General features: G+C 62.8%; 18 protein-coding genes. 6 read left to right on the forward strand and 12 right to left on the reverse strand.

Annotated elements, in window-relative coordinates:
• The first annotated feature begins 42 nt into the window (after positions 1 to 42).
• Positions 43 to 7,518: a carbohydrate-binding protein gene (locus ACWHY3_RS07670; RefSeq protein WP_448127954.1), complete on the forward strand. Its 7,476-nt coding sequence runs from the start codon at positions 43 to 45 to the stop codon at positions 7,516 to 7,518.
• 133 nt (positions 7,519 to 7,651) lie between these two features.
• Here the strand turns inward: ACWHY3_RS07670 and ACWHY3_RS07675 are convergent, their stop codons facing one another.
• From ACWHY3_RS07675 to leuS, 4 genes are all read right to left on the reverse strand, one after another.
• Entirely contained in the window at positions 7,652 to 8,800 is a 1,149-nt protein-coding gene (locus ACWHY3_RS07675) for a multidrug effflux MFS transporter (RefSeq protein ID WP_448127955.1), read from the reverse strand.
• Positions 8,801 to 8,971: 171 nt separating this feature from the next.
• Complete coding sequence (gene holA, locus ACWHY3_RS07680) at positions 8,972 to 10,030, reverse strand: DNA polymerase III subunit delta (protein WP_448127956.1); 1,059 nt, start codon at positions 10,028 to 10,030, stop codon at positions 8,972 to 8,974.
• Positions 10,027 to 10,515 (reverse strand): LPS-assembly lipoprotein LptE, encoded by a 489-nt coding sequence (locus ACWHY3_RS07685; protein ID WP_448127957.1) that lies wholly within the window; start codon positions 10,513 to 10,515, stop codon positions 10,027 to 10,029. The genes holA and ACWHY3_RS07685 overlap by 4 nt, the downstream gene beginning before the upstream one ends.
• 126 nt (positions 10,516 to 10,641) lie before the next feature.
• Positions 10,642 to 13,227: a leucine--tRNA ligase gene (gene leuS, locus ACWHY3_RS07690; RefSeq protein WP_332779958.1), complete on the reverse strand. Its 2,586-nt coding sequence runs from the start codon at positions 13,225 to 13,227 to the stop codon at positions 10,642 to 10,644.
• Positions 13,228 to 13,549: 322 nt separating this feature from the next.
• On the opposite strand from leuS, the gene ACWHY3_RS07695 reads away from it, so the two are divergent.
• Both ACWHY3_RS07695 and ACWHY3_RS07700 read left to right on the forward strand, forming a co-directional pair.
• Positions 13,550 to 14,092 carry a zinc ribbon-containing protein gene (locus ACWHY3_RS07695; protein WP_332779957.1) on the forward strand — a complete coding sequence of 181 codons (543 nt, stop codon included), beginning with the start codon at positions 13,550 to 13,552 and terminating at the stop codon, positions 14,090 to 14,092.
• A gap of 82 nt (positions 14,093 to 14,174) precedes the next feature.
• Positions 14,175 to 15,539, forward strand: a complete 1,365-nt coding sequence (locus ACWHY3_RS07700) for an alpha/beta hydrolase family protein (protein ID WP_332779956.1) — start codon at positions 14,175 to 14,177, stop codon at positions 15,537 to 15,539.
• A 16-nt stretch (positions 15,540 to 15,555) separates the two neighbouring features.
• Here the strand turns inward: ACWHY3_RS07700 and ACWHY3_RS07705 are convergent, their stop codons facing one another.
• The 8 genes from ACWHY3_RS07705 to miaB all read right to left on the reverse strand — a co-directional run bounded on the left by ACWHY3_RS07705 (position 15,556) and on the right by miaB (position 25,430).
• Positions 15,556 to 16,929 (reverse strand): MFS transporter, encoded by a 1,374-nt coding sequence (locus tag ACWHY3_RS07705; RefSeq protein WP_303854292.1) that lies wholly within the window; start codon positions 16,927 to 16,929, stop codon positions 15,556 to 15,558.
• A gap of 115 nt (positions 16,930 to 17,044) precedes the next feature.
• On the reverse strand, positions 17,045 to 17,815 hold the full coding sequence (locus ACWHY3_RS07710; protein WP_448127958.1) for an SDR family NAD(P)-dependent oxidoreductase: 771 nt from the start codon (positions 17,813 to 17,815) through the stop codon (positions 17,045 to 17,047).
• Between the two features lie 75 nt (positions 17,816 to 17,890).
• Positions 17,891 to 19,258, reverse strand: a complete 1,368-nt coding sequence (hglS, locus tag ACWHY3_RS07715) for a 2-oxoadipate dioxygenase/decarboxylase HglS (RefSeq protein WP_448127959.1) — start codon at positions 19,256 to 19,258, stop codon at positions 17,891 to 17,893.
• 270 nt (positions 19,259 to 19,528) lie between these two features.
• The gene (lnt, locus tag ACWHY3_RS07720; RefSeq protein WP_448127960.1) at positions 19,529 to 21,016 is read right to left on the reverse strand and encodes an apolipoprotein N-acyltransferase; all 1,488 of its coding nucleotides are present in this window, start codon (positions 21,014 to 21,016) and stop codon (positions 19,529 to 19,531) included.
• An 89-nt stretch (positions 21,017 to 21,105) separates the two neighbouring features.
• The gene (locus ACWHY3_RS07725) at positions 21,106 to 21,999 is read right to left on the reverse strand and encodes an HlyC/CorC family transporter (RefSeq protein ID WP_071230372.1); all 894 of its coding nucleotides are present in this window, start codon (positions 21,997 to 21,999) and stop codon (positions 21,106 to 21,108) included.
• 303 nt (positions 22,000 to 22,302) lie between these two features.
• Positions 22,303 to 22,788, reverse strand: a complete 486-nt coding sequence (ybeY, locus tag ACWHY3_RS07730; RefSeq protein WP_087718711.1) for an rRNA maturation RNase YbeY — start codon at positions 22,786 to 22,788, stop codon at positions 22,303 to 22,305.
• Positions 22,785 to 23,789: a PhoH family protein gene (locus ACWHY3_RS07735; RefSeq protein WP_083387181.1), complete on the reverse strand. Its 1,005-nt coding sequence runs from the start codon at positions 23,787 to 23,789 to the stop codon at positions 22,785 to 22,787. The genes ybeY and ACWHY3_RS07735 overlap by 4 nt, the downstream gene beginning before the upstream one ends.
• A gap of 291 nt (positions 23,790 to 24,080) precedes the next feature.
• Positions 24,081 to 25,430, reverse strand: coding sequence for a tRNA (N6-isopentenyl adenosine(37)-C2)-methylthiotransferase MiaB (miaB, locus tag ACWHY3_RS07740; RefSeq protein WP_087718712.1), 1,350 nt, complete (start codon positions 25,428 to 25,430; stop codon positions 24,081 to 24,083).
• 276 nt (positions 25,431 to 25,706) lie between these two features.
• Here miaB and ACWHY3_RS07745 point away from each other — a divergent pair, with 276 nt between their 5' ends.
• The 3 genes from ACWHY3_RS07745 to ACWHY3_RS07755 all read left to right on the forward strand — a co-directional run bounded on the left by ACWHY3_RS07745 (position 25,707) and on the right by ACWHY3_RS07755 (position 26,938).
• Positions 25,707 to 26,036: a DUF1820 family protein gene (locus tag ACWHY3_RS07745; RefSeq protein WP_448127961.1), complete on the forward strand. Its 330-nt coding sequence runs from the start codon at positions 25,707 to 25,709 to the stop codon at positions 26,034 to 26,036.
• A gap of 58 nt (positions 26,037 to 26,094) precedes the next feature.
• Positions 26,095 to 26,271 (forward strand): hypothetical protein, encoded by a 177-nt coding sequence (locus ACWHY3_RS07750; protein ID WP_157957044.1) that lies wholly within the window; start codon positions 26,095 to 26,097, stop codon positions 26,269 to 26,271.
• Between the two features lie 73 nt (positions 26,272 to 26,344).
• Positions 26,345 to 26,938, forward strand: a complete 594-nt coding sequence (locus ACWHY3_RS07755) for a TIGR04211 family SH3 domain-containing protein (protein WP_256961161.1) — start codon at positions 26,345 to 26,347, stop codon at positions 26,936 to 26,938.
• Positions 26,939 to 26,957: the final 19 nt, after the last annotated feature.

The following is a 26,957-nucleotide window of genomic DNA, read 5'->3' on the forward strand; positions in this document are numbered from 1 at the left end:
GCTCGTTTCATAACCACCATATAACGCGTAGGGGCTCTATTCATGTTCACGCTATCCATCATCGATGCTCAGACCGGGGACACCGTCGAGACATTGACGCAGGGCGCTGCCATCACTCGTGACTTTCTTGGTGAGGACTACTGGCTGGAAGTCGCGCCCATCGACAGCAGCGGCTTTTCCGCCAGCGACGTTGCCGCTGTCACCCTGACGGTAACCGACTCCGCGGGCAACCCGAGCGAGCAGGTGGCTTCGGAAAGCCCTTATCGGTTCACCTTGTCCGCGGATCTGGATCGAGGTCTGACCAATCTGATGCTGGATGCGCTGAATGCAAACGGTCAGCTGTTGACGGGTAGCGAGCAGTCGGTCGATATCGAAGTCGTCAACGTCGAAGGCTGGTCGGGCGATGTCTTCACTCTCCAGGGAGAATCACTGACGACCGATGACGGTAGCTCGGCTGCCGATACGGTCGTTCGCGATGCCGATAACCCGGAGACCAGCGCCGCCGCGGGTAGCGATGGCTTGTGGAACGGATCGAGCGGTACCGGGTACGTGGACATGGGGGGGCAGATCGGGGACGCGGCCTATTTCGAGGTGGATGTCGCAGCCGCCGGCACCTATCAGCTCGATGTGCGATATGCCGGCAGCAGCGCGAGTGGCGCCTCCCGCCCGATGGCCGTACTGGTCGATGGCAACGATCAGGGCACCCTGACATTTCCCTCGACCGGTACCGGGACGGCGGGGTGGGAGACCTGGCAGCACGCGACACTGACCCTGACGCTCGACAGCGGCACCAATGTCATCCGGCTGGAGAATATCGTGGGAGGCGGCCCGAACATCGACAGCCTGACGCTGACCGCGATCGCTGTGGATGACGTGCCGGCGCCGCTGGTCATTCAGGCCGAAGACTCAGCGCTGGTTTCCATCGCCGACAGCGGGGCGACGAGCAGCGCTGGCCTGACGCGAGTCGTCGACAGCGAACATCCCGACGCGCAGGGCGTCGTCCGAGCGGGCGCGATCGATGGTGGCTACGTCGATTTCGGCACGGATGCCGGCGATGCGGTCACCTTCCAGGTCTCTCCCGAGGAGACCGGGGTCTATACCGCGACGATTCGCTACGTCAATGGCGGGACCGGCGATCGCCCGCTGCTGCTCTCCGTCAACGGCGCGGAGCCCACCCTGGTTTCGTTTCCGCCGACCGGATCCTGGACCAACTGGAGCGAGATCAGCGTTTCGGTACCGCTCTCCGAAAACGATAACAGCTTGACGTTGACCCTGCCGTCGACGGCGCAGGGCGGCGTACCCAACGGTCCCAATATCGACCAGATCACCTTCGATTATGTCGACGCATTGCCGGCGGATCCCACGCTGGTATTCTCGATCGAGGGGGAAGCGCTGGCGATCGACGACGGCTCCTCCGCCGCCGATACCGTGGTTCGCGATGCCAGCAACCCGGAGCCGAGCGGTGGCGGCGCTGATGGTTTGTGGGGCGATTTCAGCGGTACGGGATATCTGGATATGGGATCCCAGACCGGGGATGCGGGAGCTTTCACGGTCAATGTCGCGGAAGCGGGAACCTACCTGCTGACGATTCGCTACGCCGCCAGCGGCACGAACGATCGCCCGATGGCGCTTTCGGTAGACGGTGATACGCAGGGCACGATCGATTTCCCATCAACAGGGGTGAGCAGCGCGGGCTGGGAGAACTGGACGGAAACCACCGTCGAGATCGAGCTCGGTGCCGGCGACAACGTGGTTCGGCTCGCCAACATCGGCAATATCGGCCCCAACATCGACAGCCTGTCGATCCACACGCTGCCTGACGACGGCGGCGATCCCGTCGTCGAGCCCGGTGATCGCTTCGAGGTCAAGATCAACTTCCAGCCGAACGGCGCGACCACGCCGGATGGCTATGTTGCCGATACCGGCCTGGCGTTCGGGCAGCAGTCGCTGCAGGTGGATGGCCAGACTTACCAGTATGGATGGGTGACGGAGGGTTCGATCGCCGACGGCACCGCCAACGGCACGACGCCGATGGCGATCGCCGGTCAGGACCCCGATGCTCTGGGAGATCGCAGCGGCACGCTTGCCAACGTAGACTCATTGCAAGCCACCTACGCAGGTTTCGACAAACCCGGCTACAGCCAGGACGCCGGTTGGGAGATCGAACTGGAGGACGGCTATTACGAAGTCACGATCTCCATTGGCGACAGTGGCGGCTCCTATGACAGCGTCAATCTTATCAATGCCGAGGGTGAATCGTTCGGTGAACTGACATCCGAGCGGCCGGACGGCTTCCCTGCCGATGACGATCCCACCAACGACAGCGAGGGTTACCGGTCGACGCTGGTCACGCGGATCGTGCAGGTCACCGACGGGCGGCTGACGCTCGATTCGATCGGTGTCGACAGCGCCAACACCGAAATCCAGTACATCGAGATCCAGTCGCTGCCGGACCTGACGCCCAACGATGACCGCGAGGCGCCTGCGGATTACGCCTATTTCACCGATCCGCGGGCCGTGGCCGGCGTCGGCGAGCAGCAGGTGGAGGTCCATCTCCAGTCGGACGACGGTACGCTACCGGTGGGTATCGATCCCACGTCCGATATCTTCATCGGTATCTCCGTGGTCGATGGCCGCGGCGGTGCGTTGCTGGAGAGTCTCAACGACGGCTCGGTCAAGCTCTTCAACACCGTTACCGGTGAAGAGGTCGCGTTCAACATCAATACCACCGGCGGGTTCGATTCGCTGACCATATCGCCGGTGGGTGAGCTGGATGAGTACACCAGTTACACGCTGGTGATCGACGGCTTCCAGGACCGCGGCGACAACGACGATCCCAGCGCGCCCACCCGCGAGTTTCAGAAATTCACCACTACCTTCGTGACCGGCGCCGAACCGGAAGTCCAGGACAGCGAAGTGGCCTTCGACACGACGGTGGAGCTGAACGGTGCCGAAGATGGAGCGTACCTGTTTACTTCCATCACCATGTCGCCGGACTACAGCAAGATCTACGTCTCGACCATGAACGGCGAGATCAAGCGCTTCGATGTCGATCCGGTCACCGGGGCGCTGTCCAACGAGCAGACGCTGGCGCTGGACTACTTCCAGAGCGAGGAGGGCGCTCGGGGCATCATGGGGCTCGCTTTCGATCCGACCGACCCCAACGTGCTATGGGTGACCGACAACTATCCGGTTCCGCTGACCGGACGCGACAACGGCGTACCCGAATTCAGCGGACGCGTCAGCAAGGTCACGATCGACGATAGCGACGCCACGTTCTCCGGGTTGGCGGAAACCTATATCACGGGGCTGCCGCGTTCCAACGGCGACCATGTCACCAACAGCCTGGTGTTCCACGCCAACCCCGAATACGACGCCGAGACCAACCCTGACGTGCCGCCTTATCTGCTGTATGTCTCGCAGGGGGCCAACACCGCGATGGGTGGAGACGACAGTGCCTGGGGTAACCGTCCCGAGCGACTGCTGAACGCCGCGGTACTCGAAATCGATCCGTATCGGGATGCGCCGGCGGGGGGCTTCGACGTCTCGACCGAACCGTTGCCGACCGATGGTTCCAACACTCGCTACGAAGACGATGACGGCGACCTCAAGAACGGCCCCATCGACATGGGTGGCGGCCAGTACCTGGTCTTCGCGGAAGATGGCACCGCGACGATGCAGGATGCCGACGGCAACGTATTGATCGAATACTACGATCCATTTGCGGCCGATGCCGTCCTCAAGGTCTACGCCACCGGCATTCGCAACGCCTATGATCTGGTATGGCACTCCAACGGCAATCTGTATGCGCCGACCAATGGTTCCGCGGCTGGCGGTGTCACGCCGGACGATCCTTCGACGGCCTACAACGAAGGGCTGATCAACGTGGGCATCGAGGACGACTGGCTATTCAAGGTCGAGGAAGGGGGCTACTACGGCCACCCCAACCCGATGCACGACGAATATATCCTCAACGGCGGGAATCCGACCGCCGGCGAGGATACCAACGAGACCGACGAGTACGCGGTAGGTACCAACCCCGACAGCAATTACGCGATCGACGATGTGTATTCCCTGGGTACCAACCGTTCACCCAACGGCGCCATCGAATATACCAGCAACGTTTTCGGCGCGACGCTGGACGGCAGCTTGCTGTTCGTCGAGTACTCCGGCGGTGACGATATCCGTTGGATCACGCTGGACGAGGAGGGCAACGTCTCGAACGATAACGTGCTGCGTGACGTCGACGGTAATGTCATCTCCTATGTCGATCCCCTGGATATCATCGAGAATCCGCTGACCGGCCAGCTCTATCTGATAACGCTCAATCGCAGCACGGGCGAGAGCCAGGTCGTCCGGCTGGATCCGGTGCCTGGCGATATCATTGACCCCGGAGAAGGAGATGCCGACTTGACTACTATTGCCACTATCCAGGCCGAAGACGAGTCCCAGGCGATCATCGCTTCCGGGGCCGGCGCTCAGATCGTGATCCGAGACGGCGACAACCCCGAGCCCACCGATGTCGGATCGGAGTACGGCGTGCGTCCCGGCGCCTACGGGCTCGACGGCAACACCAACGACAGCGATGGTGTGATCGGCGGCTACGCCGACTTTGGCGCGACCACGGCGGATTTCATCACTTTCAACGTCGACATGAGTGCGGCCGACGCTGGCGATGCCGTACTTCGGATTCGCTACGCCAACGGGGGCACGGCCAACCGGCCGCTGGAAGTCTTCGTCAACGATGTCAGCATCGGCGTCTATGGTTTCGCGCCGCCGGTCGGTGTCAGTGGCAATGCCGCATGGAATACGTGGCAGACACTGGATATTCCGGCCGAGCTGATCGCCGGCGCCAATACGATCCGACTGCAGTCGACCAGCAACACGGGGCCGAATATCGATCAGTTGCAGGTACTGGTCGAGGACACGACGCCGGGTTATGCCGTCTACGAAGCAGAGGCTGCGGTCATCGAGGGCGGCGCCGTCGTCATTCCTTCCTCTCAGACCGATCGTGACGCCTCGGGCGAAGGCTTCGTCGATTTCGTCGGCAGCGGCGACCAGAGCCTTACCTGGGACGTAGACGTCGACCAGAGTGGTGTCTATGAAGTCGCGTTCCGCTACTCGTTGACCAGCGGTAAAGCCGACCGTCCCATGGCGCTGACGATCAACGGGGTCAGTTATCCGGCGGTCAACTTCCCCGCCCAGAGCCAGACGGTGAGCGACTGGGTCTACCAGACGGTGGAAGTGACGCTGGCGGCGGGCAGTAACACCGTCACGGTCACCGCGCCCAATGGTGTCGGGCCCGATATCGACTCGCTGGAAGTGTCGGACGAGCCCGTCACGGTCGTCTCCGACGGCAACATCAGCGTGGTCAGTACCGATCCGGCCTACTTCAGCGACCGCATCGCTTTCAATTATCTCGAAGACAACGATGCGACCAGCTCTTCCCCGGTGCCGCGCGAGTACAAGGATAGCGGGTCGGTCGTCATCACCAATAACGGCACGGGTGATCTGTGGGTCAGCAGCGTGACGTTGAGCGGCCCGTTCATGCTGGCGGACGCGGATGCCCTCGATGACCTGAGGCTGGCGCCCGGCGAATCCATCGAGGTTGGCGTACTGTTCAACCGGGACGCCTATACACCGCCGACCAGTAACGCAGCCAGTGGCGTCTTCGAAGGCACCATGACGATCGTCTCCAACGATGCCGATCAGCCGGTGACGGAGATCCAGTTGGCCGGCTTCTGGCAGGCGCGGGACGAAGGGGGCTGGGAGCCCAACCTCAACGAGATCTGGCAAGTGTTCGGCTTCGGCAATCACATCGATGGCCTGTCGACGCTGGACGGTGGTGGCAGCTCCGTGCTGCAGGATTTCGATCTCTACCGAGCGGCCAACGACCAGGAAGTGCTGTCGCGCTACTGGCAGATCGCCGACGGCGTCGAGTCGGCCACAGTCACCCAGCTGGCGGCCTTGCACGGGTACAGTGGCGCGCTGCTGGCGCTGCATGCCCCGGGCGACAAGGCGGCGCGCGCATCGCTGAGCAATCACGACAGCCTCTATAGCCAGTCGTTCCTGCCGCAAATCGCCAACGGCGACTATGCAACGGCGTCCTTCACTCGTGGGCGGATACCCGACAGCTGGGCCGGCGACGACATCTTCGGCATCTCGATCGCCAATCTCTCCACCGATCCGTCGCTGAATCCTTCCGGCGGCAGTACGCCCCCGGCCGAGGACGCGGGTATCGAGCGCGGCCATACCGTGCGTGTCTTCCAGGCTTACGACACCGCCGGAAACGCCATCGCCAATACCTACTTCGTGGTCATGGATTACACCGGCATCAACTACGACTACAACGACAACGTGTTCCTGGTCGAAGGTATCGAGCCGGCGGCACGCACCCCATTCAACAATTCGGCAACGCCGTGGGTCGTGGATAACGATGGCCTGACGCTGGATGCGGCGCTGTTCGACGAGGGCGCGCCCTATCTGACCTACGAGGACTCCAGCGAAACCCAGCTGGGCACCAGCTTCCGCGAGGGCGGAGTGGACATTCGCGGCAATGGCGACGCCATCGGCTGGATCGAGGACGGGGAGTGGGTCGAATACACGCTCGAGGTCGATCAGGCCGGCGTCTACGATCTCTCGTTCCTGTCCGCGCTGGGTGCGCAGACGGGTAGTGCCCGTTCGATCACAGCCACGTTCGATAACGGCGCCGGCGTCTACGAAGTCGTGACCATCGGCGTCGACTATACCGGCGGCTGGAATACCTTCGAGGCAACCGACAGCCAGCACGTGGCCCTGGAGGCGGGGACGCAGACCTTGCGGCTGACCTTCAATGGTGGCTCGCAGAACCTGGAGTCCTTCAGTCTGGCACCTGCCGCGCAATCGGCATTCAACGCGTCCAGCACACCCTGGGCGGTGGACGATGGGCTGACGCTGAATGCCGGGCTCTACGACGAGGGTGGGGCGGAAGTCGCCTACCATGACAGCAGCGAGGAACAGCTGGGCGTCAACACGAGGAACGAAGGCGTCGATCTGCGCGACAACGGCAACTCGATCGGCTCGATCGCCGACGGCGAATGGGTGGAGTACACCATCGATGTCGCCCAGGCGGGCACCTATCAGCTGTCGTTCGCCGCTGCCACGATGTCCAACGGTCGCACCGTCACGGCCAGCGTCGAGCAGGATGGCGCCACCTACACCAGCGCTGCGCCGCAATCCGTCACCAATACCGGTGGCTGGAACAACTACCAGGTCAACGAGGGTATCGAACTCGATCTGGCGGCGGGCGAGCAGACGCTGCGGCTGACGTTCAACGGCGGGGCAATGAACCTGCAGTCGTTCACGCTGACACCGGAAGCCAGTGCGACGGCGACGCCCATGACATCGCTGTTCTCGATGATCGCCTCGATCGACGAGAACACCAGCCTGATGCAGGCCTTCGAGGATCTCTTCGTGGACAGTGACGAGGTTGCCGTGGCCGGGGTCGACGATAACCCGGATACCGTCAGCGTTGCCTAGGTTTCTCTTTTCCAGGCTCCTCTTTTAGGTGCTCCTGGATATTCTCTCAGCTTGTCGATCGTTAAGCCGGGCGCCGTCGCCCGGCTTTTTTGCGTCCACCGCAGGCGTAACGGTCATGACCGTTGAGGCCGGCTCAGCGAGCCCGGTGTGGACGCAGTGCGCCGACGATGACACCCATGCAGACGAGCGAGCAGAGAAACATCGAGGCGATGACCCAGCCCAACGTTTCCGGCAGCAGGGTCGATAGCGCACTCAGCGTGCCGGCAACCCCGAACTGGCAGGCACCGAGCAGAGAGGCCGCAGTGCCGCCATGGCGCTCGAAGTATTCCATGAAGCAGGCCTGGTTGTTGGGCACGACGGCGCCCTGGGCGCCGATGGTCAACATCATGGCCGGCAGGAACAGCCAGACGGAAACCTCCAGCCAGGTCATCAGTGATAGCAGCAGGACACCGGTGAACTGCACGCATAGGCAGGTAATCAGAATCTGTCGCGACGTGAACCGGTGGAGAACGGCGCGGTTGGTCAGGTTGACCAGCAGCATGACCAGGATATTGGCGCCGAACATCAGCGAGAAGGCGCTCTCCGACTGACCGAAATGGGCCTGATAGATGAAGGATGCGTGAGTGATGAACAGCATCATGACCGAGAAGGCAAAGGCCTGCAGGGCAATGAAAGGAAGCGCGGCCCGGGTCGCCAGAACGAAACGGTAACGGGTCAGCAGCGAGTCTTCATGATGGGCCTTGGCGGTGGGCCTGGCGTGGCGCAGCACCACGCGAGCCTGCAACGGAATCACGCCGAGCGCGTAGATGGCGAGGAACCAGAAAATCGCGTGCCAGTCGCCAAGCGCCAGTAGGGCGCTGCCGATGCTGGGCGCGACACCGGGAGCTACCACCATGATCAGCCCGATCATGCTGAACAGTTTGGCCGCTTCGCGCCCCCTGACCTGGTCTCGCACCAGCGCCGGCACCAGCACCATGATCCAGCCACCACCGAAGGCCTGCAGGCCACGCAGCATCAGCAGCAGGTTCAGGTCATCGACCTGGGTAATGCCCAGGGCGGCCGCGATGAAAATAGCCAGCCCCGCATACATGACGCGGGATCGCCCCACGCGATCCGATAGCGGACCACCGACCAGTTGCCCGATGGCGAGACCGAAGATATAGACCGAGAGGCTCCTCGACACGTCACCAATGCCGACCCCCATCGCATCGGCCATGGCCGGGAAAGCGGGGAGGTAGGCATCGATCGACAACGGCCCGAGCGCCATGGTGATGGCTAACACGAGCGGCAAGTTAAAGGAGTAAGGGCGGGACATGGAGCCTGTGACGTACATTGCTGGATAGTTGAGATAGTCAACTATATGGATGTGCCGTGGGGAGGTCAAATTCGGCTTCGTTTCACGCTGGCTGAGAAGGCCGGCAGAGACGCCGGTAAAGAAGTCCGGTAAAAGACGTCAAGCGGTACGGTAGGCGTAAGGCATTTCCGCCAGCAACCCGCGGCCGCCGGCCAGCGTGAGGGCGAGATCCTGCAGGCAATCCCACACCGGCAGGGCGACGGCACCCTTGATGGCCAGATCGATGCGCTGTGCGAACAGCAGCAGCTTGTGCAGACGACGCTGGGGGAGTCGCTTGAGTGCCTGCTGATAACCGGGACGGCGCTTTTCCGGAATCATCGGCCGCTGCGCCTTGCAGGCGTGTTCCAGACTCTGACCCTGGTCGAGATGCTGGAAGATCGACAGCAGAGTACGTAGCTCGCGGGTCAGTGCCCACAGAATGACCGGCGCTTCGACACCTTCCTGACGCAAGCCGCGCACGATCCGGGCAACGCGCTCGCGTTCGCCTTTCAGGCAGGCATCCGTGAGCGTGAAGACATCGTAACGCGCACTACTTTCGACCCCGTTGGCGATGGCGCTGACATCGAGGCGGGCGTTGGGCGGCATCAGCAGCGCCAGTTTCTGCAGCTCCTGGTCGGCTGCCAGCAGGTTGCCCTCGGTGCGCTCGCCGAGAAGTCGGGCCGCGTCCATGTCCATGGTGAAGCCATAGCGATTGGCCCGGTCACGCATCCAGAAGCCCAGGCGCTGGTGATCCACTGGCCACACCGGGACGAACACGCCCAGCTTGTCCAGCGTCTTGAACCATTTGCTCGATTGCGCCTTGCGGTCCAGACGCTGGCTGGACAGCAGCAGTACGTTATCGCTGTCGCCGGCCTGTTCGGCGTAAGCCTCGAGGGCCTTGCCGCCATCCTGGCCGGGCGACTGTCCGCCCAGCCGGACTTCGATCAGCTTGCTCGACGCGAACAGCGACAGGCTGGAAGCCGATTCCAGCAGTTGAGTCCACTGAAAGCCCGACTCCACATGCATGACCTCGCGCTCCTCGATGCCACGCTCGCGGGCAACCCGGCGAACGGCATCGCAAGCCTCGAGATGAATCAGCGGCTCGTCGCCTGCCACCATTACCACCGGCGGCAGACGTTTCTTGAGCGCGTCTTCCAGCTTGTCGGGAAATACCTTCATGGGGTCTCGAGCGCATCCAGTCGATCGATCAGTTGGGTCGCCGCGTCTCGACGCAGCTGCCGGATGGCCTCGTTGCGCACTTCTTCACCGGAATAGATGTCGTCCGTCGACAGCAGTACCGTCGTCGACGCTTCCAGCTGTTGCTGATTCAGCAGATAGGCATCGTCCGACTCGCGCTGGACGGAGAACGGGGCCGTCAGCGTGACTTCGGTTTCGCGGCTGCCGGAATCGGAACGCGTCAGCCGATTCTCGCTGATCCGCTCGTCGCCGAGATTGACGCGGATGTCCGCCGTTTCGCTGATACGGGTGCCGGCATTCTCCAGCGCGCGACGAACCTCCTCGCTGAACGGCGAGACGTTGGCGTTGAGATTCAGCTCCGGGATAGCCAGGGTCGGCTGGTTCAGGCCACGGAGCTGGAAGCCGCAGCCGGCCAGGGCAGTCAATGACACGGCCATCAGGCCGGCCACAACGGTGCGACGCATCATGAGAAGCTCCTTTTGACATGACGGCACCGCTTTCGCAGTGCCGGATGGGTCCGATATCGAACGTTGCCGCTTGGCAAGGTTCCAGGTGGCAACGTTTCAGATGGCAACGTTTCAGATGGCAACGGCTCAGTTGGCGACGATATTGACCAGCTTGCCGGGAACGACGATGACCTTGCGCACGCTCTTGCCTTCGATATGGCGCTGCACGTTCTCCTCCGCCAGGGCGAGGGACTCTACCGCGGCCTTGTCGGCCTCTGCGGGCACGTCCAGGCGGGCACGCAGCTTGCCGTTGACCTGCACCACCATCTCGATGCTGGCCTTGACTAGTGCGTCTTTGTCCACCGTCGGCCAGGCCGCGTCGATGACCGGCTCCTGATGGCCCAGTGCCTGCCACAGCGCATGGCAAGCGTGCGGGGTGATCGGCGCCAGCAGCAGGACGCAGGCTTCGATGGCTTCGCGACTGACGGCGAGACCCTGCGGCGAGGTATCGTCGAAACGGCCCAGCGCGTTGGTCAGCTCCATCACCGCGGCGATAGCGGTATTGAACGTGGTACGACGTCCGATGTCGTCGCCGGCCTTGGCAATGGTCTCGTGTGTCTTGCGGCGCAGATCCTTTTGCGTATCGTCGAGCGCGTTCACGTCGAGCGACGCCGGCGTTCCCGCCGCGACATGATCGGCAACCAGCTTCCAGAGCCGCTTGAGGAAGCGATGCGAGCCCTCGACGCCGGAATCCGACCATTCCAGGGATTGTTCCGGCGGCGCGGCGAACATCATGAACAGGCGCACGGTATCCGCACCGAAGCGATCGATCATCGCCTGCGGGTCGACGCCGTTGTTCTTCGACTTGGACATCTTCTCGATGCCGCCCATCTCGACCGGCTGCCCGTCGCTGATCAGTTTGGCACTGGTCGGGCGCCCCTTGTCGTCGCGCTCGACTTCCACGTCGGCCGGGTTGAACCACTCCTTGCCGCCGTTTTCCGTTTCGCGATAGAAGGTCTCGGCGATGACCATGCCCTGGGTGAGCAGGCGCTGGAACGGCTCGTCGCCGTTCACCAGGCCTTCGTCACGCATCAGCTTGTGGAAGAAGCGGGCGTAGAGCAGGTGCAGAATGGCGTGCTCGATACCGCCGATGTAGAGATCCACCGGCAGCCAGTAGTTGGCGCGATCGTCGAGCATCGCCTCCGGGTTGTCGGCGCAGCAGAAACGGGCGTAGTACCAGGAGGACTCCATGAAGGTGTCGAATGTATCGGTTTCACGCGTCCAGCCGTCGCCCAGATCGTAGAACGCCGGCATCTTCTTGAGCGGTGAACCCGAAGCGTCGACCTCGACCTCCTGAGGCAACGCGACTGGCAGTTCATCGTCGGTGAGCGGAACGGTCTGGCCATCCGGGCCATACTTGATCGGGATCGGCGCGCCCCAGTAGCGCTGGCGAGCGACACCCCAGTCGCGCAGACGATAGTTGATCTTGATCTTGCCGCGACCCTGGGATTCGAGCCTGGCGGCGATCGCATCGAACGCGGCTTCGAACTCGAGGCCATCGAATTCGCCGGAGCGAATCAGCTTGCCGTGCTCGACGTAGGCGCCGCCGGAGAGATCCGGCGCGTTGCCTTCGGCATCGGCGATCACGGGCTGGATCGGCAGTTCGTACTTGGTGGCGAACTCCCAGTCGCGCTGATCGTGGGCAGGTACGGCCATCACGGCGCCGGTGCCGTACTCCATCAGCACGAAGTTGGCGACGAAGATCGGCACTTCCTGACCGGTCAGCGGATGAATGGCGCGATAGCCAGTGTCGCGGCCGCGTTTCTCCATGGTCGCCAGCTCGGCTTCGGAATTGCCGCCTTGCTGGCATTCGATCAGGAATTCGGCCATGGCCGGATCCTGTTCGGCGGCCTGCTTGGCCAGCGGATGACCGGCTGCCACCGCGACGTAGGTGACCCCGAACAGGGTATCCGGGCGCGTGGTGTAGACGTCGAGGCGCTCGGTCTGTTCGTCGCCGTCCTCGCCCTTGACGTCGAAGCTCAACTCGACGCCGCGGGACTTGCCGATCCAGTTGCGCTGCATGGTCTTGACCTGCTCGGGCCATTCGACCTTGTCGAGATCGGCCAGCAGTTCATCGGCATAGTCGGTGATCTTGAGAAACCACAGCGGGATCTCCTTTCGCTCGACCCGCGCACCGGAGCGCCAGCCGCGGCCATCGATGACCTGTTCGTTGGCGAGCACGGTCTGGTCGACAGGGTCCCAGTTGACCGTCGACATCTTCTTGTAGACGACGCCTTTCTCGACCAGCTTGGCGAAGAACCACTGCTCCCAGCGGTAGTAATCGACATCGCAGGTGGCGAATTCACGATTCCAGTCGTAGGCGAACCCCAGCGCCTTGAGCTGGCCGCGCATGTAGTCGATGTTCTCGTAGGTCCACTTGCCGGGCGCCACCCGATTCTTGATGGCGGCGTTCTCGGCCGGCATCCCGAAGGCGTCCCAGCCCATCGGCTGCAGCACGTTTTTGCCCTGCATGCGCTGGAAACGCGTGACCACGTCACCGATGGTGTAGTTGCGCACATGGCCCATATGCAGCTTGCCGCTGGGATAGGGGAACATCGACAGGCAGTAGAACTTCTCGCGCGTCGCATCCTCGACGGCCTTGAAGCTCTGGTGCTGGTTCCAGTATTGCTGGGCGGCGTTTTCAATCGCTTGCGGGTTGTACTGTGCGTCCATCGGTTTGGTCAGGCACCTTGCGTTCAGCGTATGGGAGCGCCAGAGTCCCCGCAAAAAGCTATACTCATCACAGACGAAAAGCGCGGGGCCGGCTTGATTTTTCAGGCCCACAAGCATACCCCAGACCCATCGTCGCAAGTAAGAGCCTGGCGCTGGCGGGGTGGATTTTGGGCGAATAGGGCGCCTGGCAGGCAAGACTGCGGTGCGCAGGGTTCGTCAGGAAGGGCCGGGCAATGAAAGCCAGGCAAATCGACCAGCAGCAACTCGATCGGCAACGACTCGATCAGTAACGACTCGATCAGTAACGACAAGGGGAATAGCCATGGATGAGCAACAGTCACGACCCGAGGCGCGTTCCCGTCTCAGCGAAGCGTACGAGCGCATTCTGACCCGATTGAAGGACGGCGGCGGGGAGCTCTCCTGGGAGAGTTTTCAGAAGGAACTCGACGAGGCGGTGGCATTCGAAGCCGAATTCGAGGAGTTCACCAAGGACGAGGTGGCGCTGCTGCGAGCCTGGGTCGAGCGGGACATGCGTGATTTTCGTCAGTTTCTGGCCAAGGGCGGCGAAGGCGTCGCGACCTGGCTGGGGATCGATCTCGACGTGCTCTCGCGACGAGTCAGCGAAGCGCTGTTCTCGATCGCCGATCGCACCACCATCGACCGCGAACGCTTCGATGACGATCTCGAAGCGGCCCGGGCCGACTATACCGCCGGGGAAGTGGCCCTGCCCGGGCGCATGAGCTGTGTTCACTGCGGGGCTGGCGTGATGCTCGATCAGGTGGCCCGTCTGGACGCCTGTCACGCTTGCGGGCATCGCTATTTCCAGCGCGATTCCGGCGTGCCGTCCTCCGATTCCCAAGCGTAAGCGGGCATCGCCGCCTGAGGAACATTTGGCAGCGAGGTCAGTCGTAACGGCATTCCGTGCCAAAACCGACGAGGGCCCAAGCGTGCCGAAGCCAACTCCCACCTGGCGGCAAGGATTGCTGGTCATCGGCCTGCTGGCGGGATATTGCCATCCGCTACAGGCCGACGAGCTTTCCCTGGATGCCGATTCAATGACCCAGGCCGATTGTCCCGACTGGCTGCCGACCGCCACCCGATGTTTCACCGGCCAGGATACTCACGGCGCCTACTACTGGATCGCGATTCCCGACGACTGGAATCACAAACTGGTTCTGCACAGTCATGGCGGGCCGCGCCCCAATGCCCCGCAACCCGACGATCCTCTCGATATCGACCTGCGTCAGTATGACGTCATGGTTCGCGAGGGTTACGCCTGGGCAGGCTCCAGTTATCGGCGTGGCGGATATGGTGTGCGCATGGCGGCCGAAGACACCGACTATCTGCGACGGCTGTTCGTCGAGCATTTCGGCCAGCCCGAACGCATCTACCTGCACGGGCAGTCCTGGGGCGGTAACGTGGCCGCCAAGGCGATGGAGCTCTACGGAACGGACGACAATGGCCACCATCGCTACGATGGGGCGCTGCTCACCAGCGGCGTGCTCGGGGGCGGTACCCAGGCCTATCAGTTTCGCGCCGATCTCCGCGCCGTCTACCAGTACTACTGCGCCAACCACCCGTATCCTGACGAAACGCAATACCCGCTCTGGGAAGGGCTGCCCAAAGGCGCCGAGATGACGCCGGAGGAACTCAATGCCCGGGTCGACGCCTGTACCGGCGCCGGCCTGCCGGCGGCGCAGCGCACGCTCATCCAGCAGCAGACGCTGAACAATATCGTCGATGTCGTGCGGATTCCGCCCGGCACGCTGAAGGCGCACATGCGCTGGTCGACGTTTCTGTTTCAGGACATGGTCGAGCAGCGTCTCGGCGGTGCGAGTCCGTTCTCCAACCGCAACGTACGCTACCGGGGCTCGAGCAACGACGAGGCGCTCAACAAGGGGATCTCCCGCTTCGACGAGGATGCCCGGGCGGTCGAGAAGCTTGGCGCGGATGCGGGGCTGAGCGGGAATACCGACATCCCCACCGTGACCATGCACGCCATCGACGACCCGATCATCTTCGTCGAGAACGAATGGCTATACCGGCGCGCACGCCAGGATAGCGGCACGGCCGACTCGCTGGTCCAGATCTATACCGACGAAGCTCGACACAGCAAGCTTTCCACGCCGCAATATGCCGCTGCGCTGGAATCCCTCGACCGCTGGGTCGAGCGCGGTCACAAGCCTACACCGGAGGCGGTTGCCCAGTACTGCGAAACGCGGGAAGCCGCTGTCTACGATGGCGGTTGCCATTTCGACACGGATTACGAAGTCGCCGACTGGCGGGCCAGAATCTATGCCCGCCAGCCGTGAGCGGCTTGCCGATGGATCAGAGAGCCGGCTGGGCGGCGGATTTCGGAGCGCGCTGCCATTCGGATTCGTCGGCGTTCAAGGCACGATGGGCGGATTCCGGCAGGCGCAGACCACCCCACATCGCCAGCAGCGTGATTGCGATCAGGTAGATCGCCGGCGACAGGTTGTTGCCGGTACGCTCGATCAACCACGTCGCGACCAGCGGTGCCGTGCCGCCGAAGATCGTGTAGGAGACGTTGTAGCAGAGCGCCGAGGCGGTGTAGCGCACGCGTGTCGGGAACTGCTCCGACAGCAGGACCGCCGTGACTACGCCGCAGATCACCGCGCCCACCGCCATCAGCATCGCGCCGATCAGCGATGCCCACCATTCTCCGCTGCCGGCCAGCGTATAGGCGGGAAATACGGCAGCGATCAGACAGATCCCCGCCGTCAGTATCGTTCGGCGCCGTCCGACGCGGTCGGCATAACGGCCGACGAACGGGCACAACGCCGCCGCGAAGATCAGCGCGCCGAGGCTGGCCAGAAGGGCGGTGGTCCGCGAGGCGCTTCCGACAACCTGCATGTAGGTCGTGAAGTAGGTGGTGAACATGTAGAACGATAGCGCCGTGACCGAGATGAACGCGCTCAGGCTGACGATGGTCGCGCCATGCGTGCGCACGGTTTCCTTCAATGGTGCCTGCGGAACGGCGTGTTGCGCTTTCAGGGCCTGGAAGGCGGGAGATTCGTCCAGACGCAAACGCATGTAGAGCCCGACCAGTCCCAGTGGTGCGGCGATCAGAAACGGTACGCGCCAGCCCCAGGCATTCAGAGCTTCCTCTGACAGCAGGGCACTGATGACGAAGGTCAATGCCGCGGCCGTAGCGAAGGCCAGAAAGGTCGAAACCGGGACGAAACTGCCATAGCGCGCCTTGCGATGGGTGGGCGCGTGTTCCATCACGAAGGCGCAGGCGCCGGCATACTCGCCGCCAGCGGAGAAGCCTTGAACGCAGCGGGCCAGCGCCAGTGCCAGCGGGGCGAACAGGCCGACGCTGGCGTAGGTCGGTAGGATGCCGATCAGCGTCGTGGCACCGGCCATCAGCAGCACCGTCACTGCCAGAATGCGCTTGCGTCCGATCCTGTCGCCGAGCATGCCGAAGAAGATGCCGCCCAGCGGGCGCAGGGCGAACGAGACCGCGAATACGGCGAATGTCTGCAGTAGCGCCAGGGAATCGTCCCCCGGCGGGAAGAAATGCTGCGATATGACCACGGCCAGAAAGCCGTAGACGGCAAAATCGAACCACTCGACGAAATTGCCGATTGCCGAAGCCGCGATTACCTTGCGTAGCGTGGAGAGATCGACGTCGGTCGAAGCGGATGAGATGTCATGATCATTGTTATTGGATGAATGCACTGTCCGAGCCTCACACGGCTGAAGAAGGAACTTCAGCCTAGGCTGACTGACCGGAACGCGATTCACTCTCCACGACAAGAGCATGTGTCCATACGACCTTCATGCCTGCCCGATGCTAGAGCCCGCCGGTTACCTCGATCACCGAGCCCGTGATATAGCTCGTCTCCTTCGAAAGCAGCCATGCGATGGCGTTGGCGATTTCGTCGGGTTGACCGGCGCGGCCGAGCGGTATCTTCTCGGCGATGCGCTTGGCCCGGCTTGGCTCACCCGAGCGGGCATGAAGCGTGGTATCGGTCGTACCGGGCGAAACCGCATTGACGAGAATGTTCGCTCCCGCCAGCTCTTTGGCCAGGCCCCGTGTGAGTGCTTCCAGACCCGCCTTGGTTGCCGCGTAGACGACATACTCGTTGGGCGATCCTGTCCGGGCGGCGACCGACGATATGTTGACGATGGATTTGCGGCTGGCGTGATTCTGCCAGCGTCGCGCTGCCTCACGGCATAGCCTGGCTGGCGTCGCGAGATTGACCGCGATGACCCGGTCCAGTTCGTTGTCTCCGAGTTCGGCCAGAGGTCCCAGGCCGCCCGTGATTCCCGCGTTGTTGACCAGTGCCACGGGATCGCCGAGCGCTTCGGCCGCATCGAAGATACATGTTGATGCGTCGGGGTTCGCAACGTCGCACTGCAAGCCGCGAACGACCGGGCCGTCATCAGAGAAAGTTTGCTCCAGGGTTTCCGCTTCCTGTGGGGATTGGGCATGGGTGAAGAGCACGCCAAAGCCCTCGCGATGCAGGCGCTCGACCAGGCTGGCGCCGATGCCGCGAGAGCCGCCGGTAACAATGACGATGGGGGTCGTCTTGTCGTTGTCTTGTCGCTCCGTTTGCGGCATTCCACTTCCCTCTCTGAAATACTCTGGCGCCCGGGCATATCTGCTTGCGGCGCGATTGGGGCTCGAACTCCGTGTCTAGATACCCAACTGCTGCCGCACGCGAGCCAGAGAGTCCTCCTGCAACCGGCCGTAGAGTTCGAACTCGTCGTGAACCGGCCGGCCGAGGGCGAGCTCGAAGGCGCCCTGATTGGATTCATTGGCATACGCCTGGTGTCGGGCATCGCCGAGATTCGACTGGAAGATGCCGGCGGCGCTGACCGGCAGAAAATCCTCGTAGGTGATCGGCGTGGCGTCGATCCAGTCTGCTGCCAGGGCCTCGTCCAGCGAGGCCGGGGCTGGCTCGCCGTCGGCCAGGCGTTGGCGGCCGCTCTCGCTGATCGCGTAATGGAAGTAGGCCAGCGCGTCACGCTGCAGCGCGTCCAGGTCATCCGGGAATGCCGTGAAGTACTCGCTCAATTGGCGCTGGTGGGCGAGATTGTCGGCGGCGGGCGGCGCCTGGCGGGACTTGGCCAGCAATTCATCGTACAGCGCGCGCCCCTTGGGCGTCAGCGCCATGCCGCGCTGCTCGATCTCGCCAAAGCGAGCGGTATGGGTGCCGCCATCGCTGCCGGCGAAGCGCACCGGCTCTTCCAGTGCCTTGAAGCTGGTCTGGCGTAGCAGAATGGGCCACTCGCGCTTGGGTGGGCCTTCGATGACGGCCTTGGGCGTGATTCCGTAGTCGGGCATGGCAGCCTGGGCGGCATCGATATCCAGCGTGCGCGGGGTGAGATGATTGATATGCGGGCCGCGAAAGCAGACCACGTCGGCGATCAGGCGATGGGCGTCGTGCAGCGCCTGGTAGGTCTCGTGATCGACGGTCGCGTCGCGGTGCCAGCGGAAGGTTTCGAGGATCTCGGTCACGAAGCGCTCGGCCTGGTCGCGGTCGAAGCCGCCCTGGCGCTCGCCGAGTTCGATCAGCTCGCGGGCCGCCGGCGTGAAGATGTCGCGTTCGGCAAGGATCGAGGCGGCCTGGCGGCGCAGGTCGTCGTTCTCGATCAGCTCCAGGCGCAACAGCGACGTGAAGACGCGGAAAGGATTGCGCCGGAGCGAATCCTCGTCGATGGGGCGGAAGGCGGTGGAGTGAACCGGCACGCCCGCTTCCGACAGGTCGTAATAGCTCACCGGGAACATGCCCATCAACGCGAAGACCCGCCTCAGCGTCGACAGCTCCTCGGCGGTGCCGACGCGAATCGCCCCGTGGCGTTCGACATCCAGGCGCGACGTTTCGTTCTGAGCATCGAGCCGGGCGGCCAGTGCCGGGTCCGCTGCCAGCGTCTCGCGGTTGATGTTGGCGACCAGTTCCAGTAGATCGCCGTATTGCGGCACTTCCTGGCGGTACATGTCGGACATGGCTTGCGAGAAGGCGCTGCGGATATCGTCGGGAGAGACCAGGGACAGTGTCATGGCGAACTCGATGACTGGAAATGAAGACTTCCATCCAACGCTATCGTCACTCGCGAGGCAAGTGTCTTCCTGCGAGCGGGAACCAATCGATAAACCGGCGTCGCATATTGAAAAAGCGGAGGTGGGAAGAAAGAAGAGAGAAGAGGGTGGATCGAGATGTGTTGGAGGACGGGATCGTTCCGGAAACGGCGCCGTCACCCTCGCTGGATTCGAAGGCGAATCCTGACAGAGTGGCGGTGCCGTCTATCTATTTTCCTGTGTTCTATCTTCCTACGCCGGCTGGCGGACCTTCCACACCAGCGCCGGGGCCATCAGCAGCAACGACAGCAGCCAGGTCGGCCAGCTACCGGTGCGCGTGAAGGGTGTCAGACCCGTCATCGGGACGACGTCGCCGACCACGCTGGCGGTCTCGAACTGCGGCGCCTGCTCATGCAGTTGGCCCTGGTCGTCGATGATCGCGGTAACGCCGTTGCTGGTGGCGCGAATGACGTAGCGACCGTTCTCCAGCGCGCGCAGCTGCGCCATCTGCAAATGCTGGAGGGGCCCGATCGAGCGACCGAACCAGGTGTCGTTGGAGACCGTCAGCAGTACGTTGGCATCGCGGGCGCGCTCCGCGACCAGATCGGGATAGACGATTTCGTAGCAGATCGCGCTGCCGATGGCGACACCGTGAGTGAGGATCGGTGGCTGGGAATCGGCACCGGCAGCGAAGTCGGACATCGGCAGATTGAAGAAGTCGATGATGCCACGCAGCAGGAAGTCCAGCGGCAGGAATTCGCCGAACGGCACCAGGTGGCTCTTGCGGTACTCGCCGCGGACGTCTCCCACGCCTGTGATGGCATTGTAGTAACGCCCGGCCTCGTCGCGCTGAACGATGCCGGTCAGCAGCGACGTCTCCGGGAGGAGTGTCGACTGCAGTCGAGCCATGAACGGTCGCGCCTGCTGCTCGAACATGGGCAGTGCCGTTTCCGGCCACACGATGATGTCGACATCGTCGGGTTGCTGGCGCGTCATGCGGGTATAGGTGTTGACGGCGTTGCGCTGGCCCTCGGCGCTCCACTTGGAAAGCTGGGGCAGGTTGCCTTGCAGCAGCGCGACCCGCAGCGGATCGGCGGCCTGCGATGTCCAGTGGGTGGGCAGGGCCAGCGGCACCAGCCACAGCAGGGCGACGGGCGCGACCGCCCACCAGCGCCGACGGCAGAATTCGACCAGTAGCGTGCCGCTGAGCGCGACGATCAGCGACAGTAGATAGACGCCACCGATCGGCGCCCAGGGCGCCAGCGGCGAATCGACATGGGCGCTGCCCAGCAACAGCCACGGGAAGCCAGTGAACGCCCAGCTACGAAAGGCTTCGCCCAGTACCCAGACCCCGGCAAAGCTGAGGAAGGCCAGCCGGGGCGAGGTGAACCGCCGGTAGAGACCGAAGATGAACGCGTGGAACAGCGCCAGCGTGGCGACGAACAGCGCGGTCAGAAACAGCGCCAGCGGCACGCCGGTATAGCCGTAGTCGTGGATCGAGACGTAGACCCAGGAGGTGCCGGTCCCGAACAGCCCGACGCCGAACAGCCAGCCGCGCAGGGCGGCCTGACCCACGCTCAGGCGGTGGTGATCGAGATACATCAGGGCCACGGCGACCGGACCCAGCCACCAGAGGTGGAAGGGGGCGAAGGTGAGCGTGGAGAACCCGCCGGCGACCAGCGCAGCGAGATAGCCCGGCCAGGGTCGGCGGGCGGAAATCAACGGCTTGGCTTGCGGCATGTCGGGGGCACTCCTTGCGAAAAGTGCCCCTTATATCAAAGTTGCCGATCGAATGCGTCAAGTGCCTGCAAGCCGAAGGGCGGAATCGATCAGCTTTCGATACGGCGCGGGGAGTCGCTTTCGACCTCGGCCGGCACCGGCCTGGCCTGCAGTAGGCGGATCCGTCGATTATCGGCATTGAGGACGGTGAATCGCCACTCGCCGAGATCGGTATGTTCGTTGCGACCGGGCAGGTGGCCAAAGCGCTGCATGATCAAGCCGCCGACGGTATCGAACTCGTCGTCGGAGAAGGCCGTGTCGAAATGCTCGTTGAAGTCCTCGATCGGCGTCAGCGCGCGGACGGCATAGGTGCCGTCGCCCATGTCGCGAATGTCCTCTTCCTCGTCGGTGTCATGCTCGTCCTCGATATCGCCGACGATCTGCTCGAGGATGTCCTCGATGGTGACGATACCGGCTGTGCCGCCGTACTCGTCGACCACGATCGCCATGTGATTGTGGGTGTCGCGGAACTCCTTGAGCAGGCTGTTGAGGCGTTTGGACTCGGGAACGAACATCGCCGGGCGCAGCACATCGCGCAGCTCGAACGCCTCGCGCTCCTGGGGATTGCCCTTCAGCAGCGGCAGCAGATCCTTGACCAGCAGAATGCCGATGACGTCATCGAGATTGTCGTCGATGACCGGGTAACGGGAGTGTGCGGTTTCCAGGATGATCGGCAGGCAATCTTCCGGGCGCTGCGTCACGTTGATCGCGGTGACCTGAGAGCGCGGAATCATGACCTCGCGCACCTGCTGGTCGCTGATCTGGAAGGCACCTTCGATGATGGTCAGCGCATCCTGGTCGAGGTTCAGCCTAGGGCCGGCCTCGCGCAGAAAGGTGAGCAGCTCTTCGCGGGAGCTGGGTTCATCGAAATCGCTAGAGAAGGTACTGATGAGTTTATCCAGCCAGGATCGACTGTTCTGGCTACTCGATCGGTCTTCGCTCATGACTGTGGTCTCTTGTCCTCGGATGACGCACGGAAGGGGAAAACGATGGCACGCCGGCATGACGCCCGCGCGCGTGGCCGCACCGCACTAGACGGGGGCTCGATAACAGCGTGTGTTGAACCGATGATCGATGTCCAAAGGGGGCCGTCCGCAATCCGGGAGCGGCTAGGCGGAGGCTCGTCAGGCTGTTCGGCCGTCAAGCTCGGGGTCTCGCTTGATCCTTCCCGGCCCTCGTTCCAGGCAGGGCAGGAAGGTCTCGTCGGTGTCGGCATGATGATGGATGTTGGCATCGTGGGTCGGCGTCTAGACATCGGGTTCCGGATCGATGACACGATAGGGGTCCGTGATGCCAAACTGGGTGAGCAGCGTTCTTTCCAGCGCTTCCATCTGCTCGGCTTCCTGATCATCTATATGGTCATGGCCGAGCAAATGCAAGCAACCGTGTATTACCAGATGGGCGTAGTGCGCCTGGGTCGACTTGTGCTGTTCCTGCGCTTCACGCACCACGATGTCGTGGCAGATCACCAGATCGCCGAGCAGGGGAAGCTCGATTCCGGGCGGCGTCTCGAAGGGAAAGGAGAGCACGTTGGTCGGCTTGTCCTTGCCGCGATAGTCGCGATTGAGCTGCTGGCTCTCGTCCCGTTCGACGAAGCGGATCGTCAACTCGTGGCGGCCATCGCCTTCCTGGTCCAGCACGGCACCGACCCAGGCTTCCAGCTCCGCCTGTGTCGGAAGGGCGGCTTCGGCCTCGGTGCCGACGGCAATCTGACGGTCGATCTCGGGACTCATGATTCGCCTTGATCCCGCTGGGATTCCGCGTCGAGGCGTGCCTGACGACGGTCTTCCCGGCGCTGGCGCTGGGCCGCTTCCTCGGTTGCCTCGTGGATGTCGTAGGCTTCGATGATGCGCTGCACCAGCGGATGGCGAACGACGTCCTTGGGTGCAAACTGGGTAATCCCGATGCCGGCCGTGTCGCGCAGCACTTCGAGCACGTGAATCAGGCCGGAGCTCGAGCCACGGGGCAGGTCGACCTGGGTCGCATCGCCGGTGATCACCGCCGTCGAGCCGAAGCCGATACGGGTCAGGAACATCTTCATCTGCTCGCGCGTGGTGTTCTGGCTCTCGTCGAGAATGATGAAGGCATTGTTGAGCGTCCGCCCGCGCATGTAAGCCAGCGGGGCGATCTCGATGATCTGGCGTTCGATCAGCTTGTTGACGTGCTCGAAGCCCAGCATCTCGTAGAGCGCGTCGTAGAGTGGGCGCAGGTAAGGATCGATCTTCTGCGCCAGATCGCCCGGCAGGAAGCCGAGCTTCTCGCCGGCCTCGACGGCCGGACGTACCAGCAGGATGCGTCTGACCTCCTGACGATTGAGCGCCTCGACCGCCGCCGCGACCGCCAGATAGGTCTTGCCGGTGCCCGCCGGGCCGATACCGAAATTGATGTCGTGGCGGCGGATGCTGGCGACATAACCCTGCTGGTTGAAGCCGCGGGGCTTGATCAGCGTTCGCGGCGTCCGGATGAGCAGGCCGCCGGCTTCGATGTCGCCGGTTTCCTCTTCCAGCGCCTCGACGCCGGACTCCTGAAGATAGAGATGCACTGTATCCGGCGTCAGCTCGTCGGCTTCGGTCTCGCGGTAGAGGTGTTCGAGCACGTTGGCCGCTGCCTTGACGCTGGCATCCGGGCCCGCAAGCTGGAAGACGTTGCCGCGATTGCGCAGCGTCACGCCGAGGCGGGCCTCGACCAGCTTCAGGTGTTCGTCGCGCTGGCCGCAGAGATTGGCCAGGCGCATGGGATCGTTGGGTTCGAGTGTCAGGGACACGACGCGGCTGTCAGACTGTTGGTCTTGGGTCAACGCAAAGAGATCCGTTGGTTTGAAAAAGTTGGCTTGGAAAAAGGTGCAACTTGAAAACTTATCGCCAGCTTACTGCGCCGCTTCCTGTCGAGGCAATGACCGGGATTAACCTGCACCTGGTTCCGACAGGCTCTCCCGCGTATCGAATGCGAATCAGTCTGGCGGAGCAAGGCGAGGCACGGAGCGCCTCGCCTTGCGTCAGGCTAGATGAGGGCGATTGGCGCTAACTCAATAGCGGTCGGCGGATACCAGCTCGCCACGCAGTGAATTGGGCAGGGCTTCGGTGATGGTGACGTCGACGAAATAGCCGATCAGCGACGTCGGATCTTCGGCCCGGAAGTTGACGACACGGTTGTTTTCGGTACGCCCGGAAAGCTGCCCCGGATCCTTGGGCGAGAAGCCGGTGACCAGAATCCGCTCCCGGTTCCCCACCATGCGGCGACTGATCTGCTGCGTCTGCTGGTTGAGCCGATCCTGCAGGATCGCCAGGCGCTGCTTTTTCGTCTCCACGGGAGTGTCGTCCGGCAGGCTGGACGCCGGCGTGCCGGGACGCTTGGAATAGATGAAGCTGAACGAGGCATCGAAGCCGATGCGATGGATCAGGTCCATGGTGTCTTCGAAGTCCTCGTCGGTCTCGCCGGGGAAGCCGATGATGAAGTCCGAGGAGAAGCTGATGTCCGGACGCAGCGCCCGGATGCGCTCGAGCTTGTCGATATACATGTCCCGGCCGTGGCCGCGCTTCATGGCAGCAAGAATGCGATCCGAGCCCGACTGCACCGGCAGGTGCAGGTGGCTGACCAGCTCCGGAATCTCGCCGTAGGCCTCGATCAGGCTGTCGGTGAACTCGACCGGGTGCGAGGTGGTGAAGCGGATGCGGTCGATGCCGTCCACCGCTGCCACGCAGGCAATCAGCTCCGCCAGATCGATCTCGTCGCCACTCTCGTCCAGGCCGCGATACGCATTGACGTTCTGGCCCAGCAGATTGATTTCGCGCACGCCCTGTTCGGCCAGGTGAACGACTTCTTCCATTACCGACTCGAAGGGGCGCGATACCTCTTCGCCGCGAGTGTAGGGCACGACACAGAAGGTGCAGTACTTGGAGCAGCCTTCCATCACCGAGACGAACGCAGTCGCGCCGTCGGATTTCGGCTTGGGCAGATGATCGAACTTCTCGATCTCGGGAAAGGTCACGTCCACGGTCTGGATCGGTGTCGCGCTCTTGCTGCGGGCATCCAGCATGGTGGGAAGCCGATGCAGCGTCTGCGGGCCGAACACCATGTCGACATGAGGCGCGCGCTTGCGAATTTTCTCGCCTTCCTGGCTGGCGACGCAGCCGCCGACACCGATGACCAGATCCGGGTTCGCGGCTTTCAGCTTCTTCCAGCGACCGAGCTGGTGGAAGACCTTTTCCTGCGCCTTTTCGCGAATCGAACAGGTGTTGAGCAGAATGACGTCGGCTTCACTTTCGTCATCGGTCATTTCCAGACGATGAGATTCGCCGAGCAGATCCGCGATACGGGCGGAGTCGTACTCGTTCATCTGACAGCCGTGAGTCTTGATGAAGAGCTTCTTCGTCATAGGTTGCGTTGCTGCGGCCATGCGCGCGTCACCGATGCCCCGTGGAAAAACTGAAGAGGAGAGACAGGAAAGACGGCGCCCAGCCAGTGTGCGCGCCGTTCAGGCCTTCTCGAGAACGCGGCATTATACGGGGGATGAGGCCATACAGCCAACCCGTGCCGCTCGCACGGCGCCATGGCTGTGGTACCCTTGCGCCTATTTGAGACGCCATGATGCCGCGTTCGCGGACAGGACGAACCGGCTGCGTGGCAATGATATCGAGAGAGCCGTTCATTTATGCCCAGCAAGCCGATCTATCGGGTCGTGTTCCACAACCAAGGTGAAGTTTGGGAACTCTACGCCAGAGAGATCTTTCAAAGCGACCTGTGGGGGTTTATCGAAGTCGAGGCCTTCGTGTTCGAGGATCAGACCAAGGTGGTCGTCGACCCCGGTGCGGAGAGGCTTCGGCGCACGTTCGATGGGGTCAATCGCAGTTATATTCCCTACAGCGCCATCGTGCGGATCGACGAAGTCGAGCGCGGCGGCGTAGCCAAGGCCGTGAAGGCCGAGGGCAATGTCACCGAGTTCCCGCGGCCGATGGCCTGGCCACCGCGGGACGATGGCTGAAACGAGCCGGTTAGAGTGGCCGATACCGACCGGCCGATGGGTGGAACGAGGTTAGAAAATGACGGATTGGTCAGATTTTCACCAATTTGTCGTCAATGCCGAAGCAGCCGGTGAATGGCATGATCGCTGCGCAGGTTGTCCAAATGGTTATCCACAGAAAGTGTGGATGATTGAATCACCGCCCTCGCAGGAAGCGATGCGCGGTCTCATCGTCGCCCAGTTCATCGTCACATGAGCACGAAATGCCCAACCGTTACCGACTAGCCATTTAAGATCACGACGATATGTTGAAAATTCGAAATGCAGTCATGGGTTGCGCCTTGGGCGCGGCCCTGTTTTCCGCCTCCGCCGTGGCTCAGGATGGCCACTGGGTCAGTGATTCACTGACCACGTTCGTGCGCAGTGGCCCCACCGACGGCTACCGCATCGTGGGAACGCTCACCAGTGGTGATCCCGTTACCGTGCTGCAGACCCAGGGCGACTATACGCAGGTGCGCGGCCCCGACGGCGACGAGGTATGGGTCCAGTCCCAGTTCATCCAGGACCAACCCAGCGCCCAGCAGCAACTGCCGGCGCTCCAGAAGAAGGTGGACGAACTGACCACGCGGCTCGATGGCATCGATGACGAGTGGAATCAGCGGGTGGCCGACATGCGCAACGAACTGGAAGGCCGTCAGGCGCAGGTCGACGAGCTGCAGGCCACCAATAATCAGCTCAATCAGGCCTATTCTCAGGCGGAGAGCAAGATGCGCGAGATGCAGGCGCGTCTGGATACCCAGGAAGAAGATCTGCTGATGCGCTACTTCATGTATGGCGGCGGGGTGGCTGGCGCGGGGCTGATCGTCGGCCTGATCGTGCCGCATCTGCCGCGCCGCCGGCGCAAGCGCGACCGCTGGTTCTGAGCCTGCCTGAGGAGTCGTG

It is taken from the genome of Salinicola sp. NYA28a (assembly GCF_976982775.1).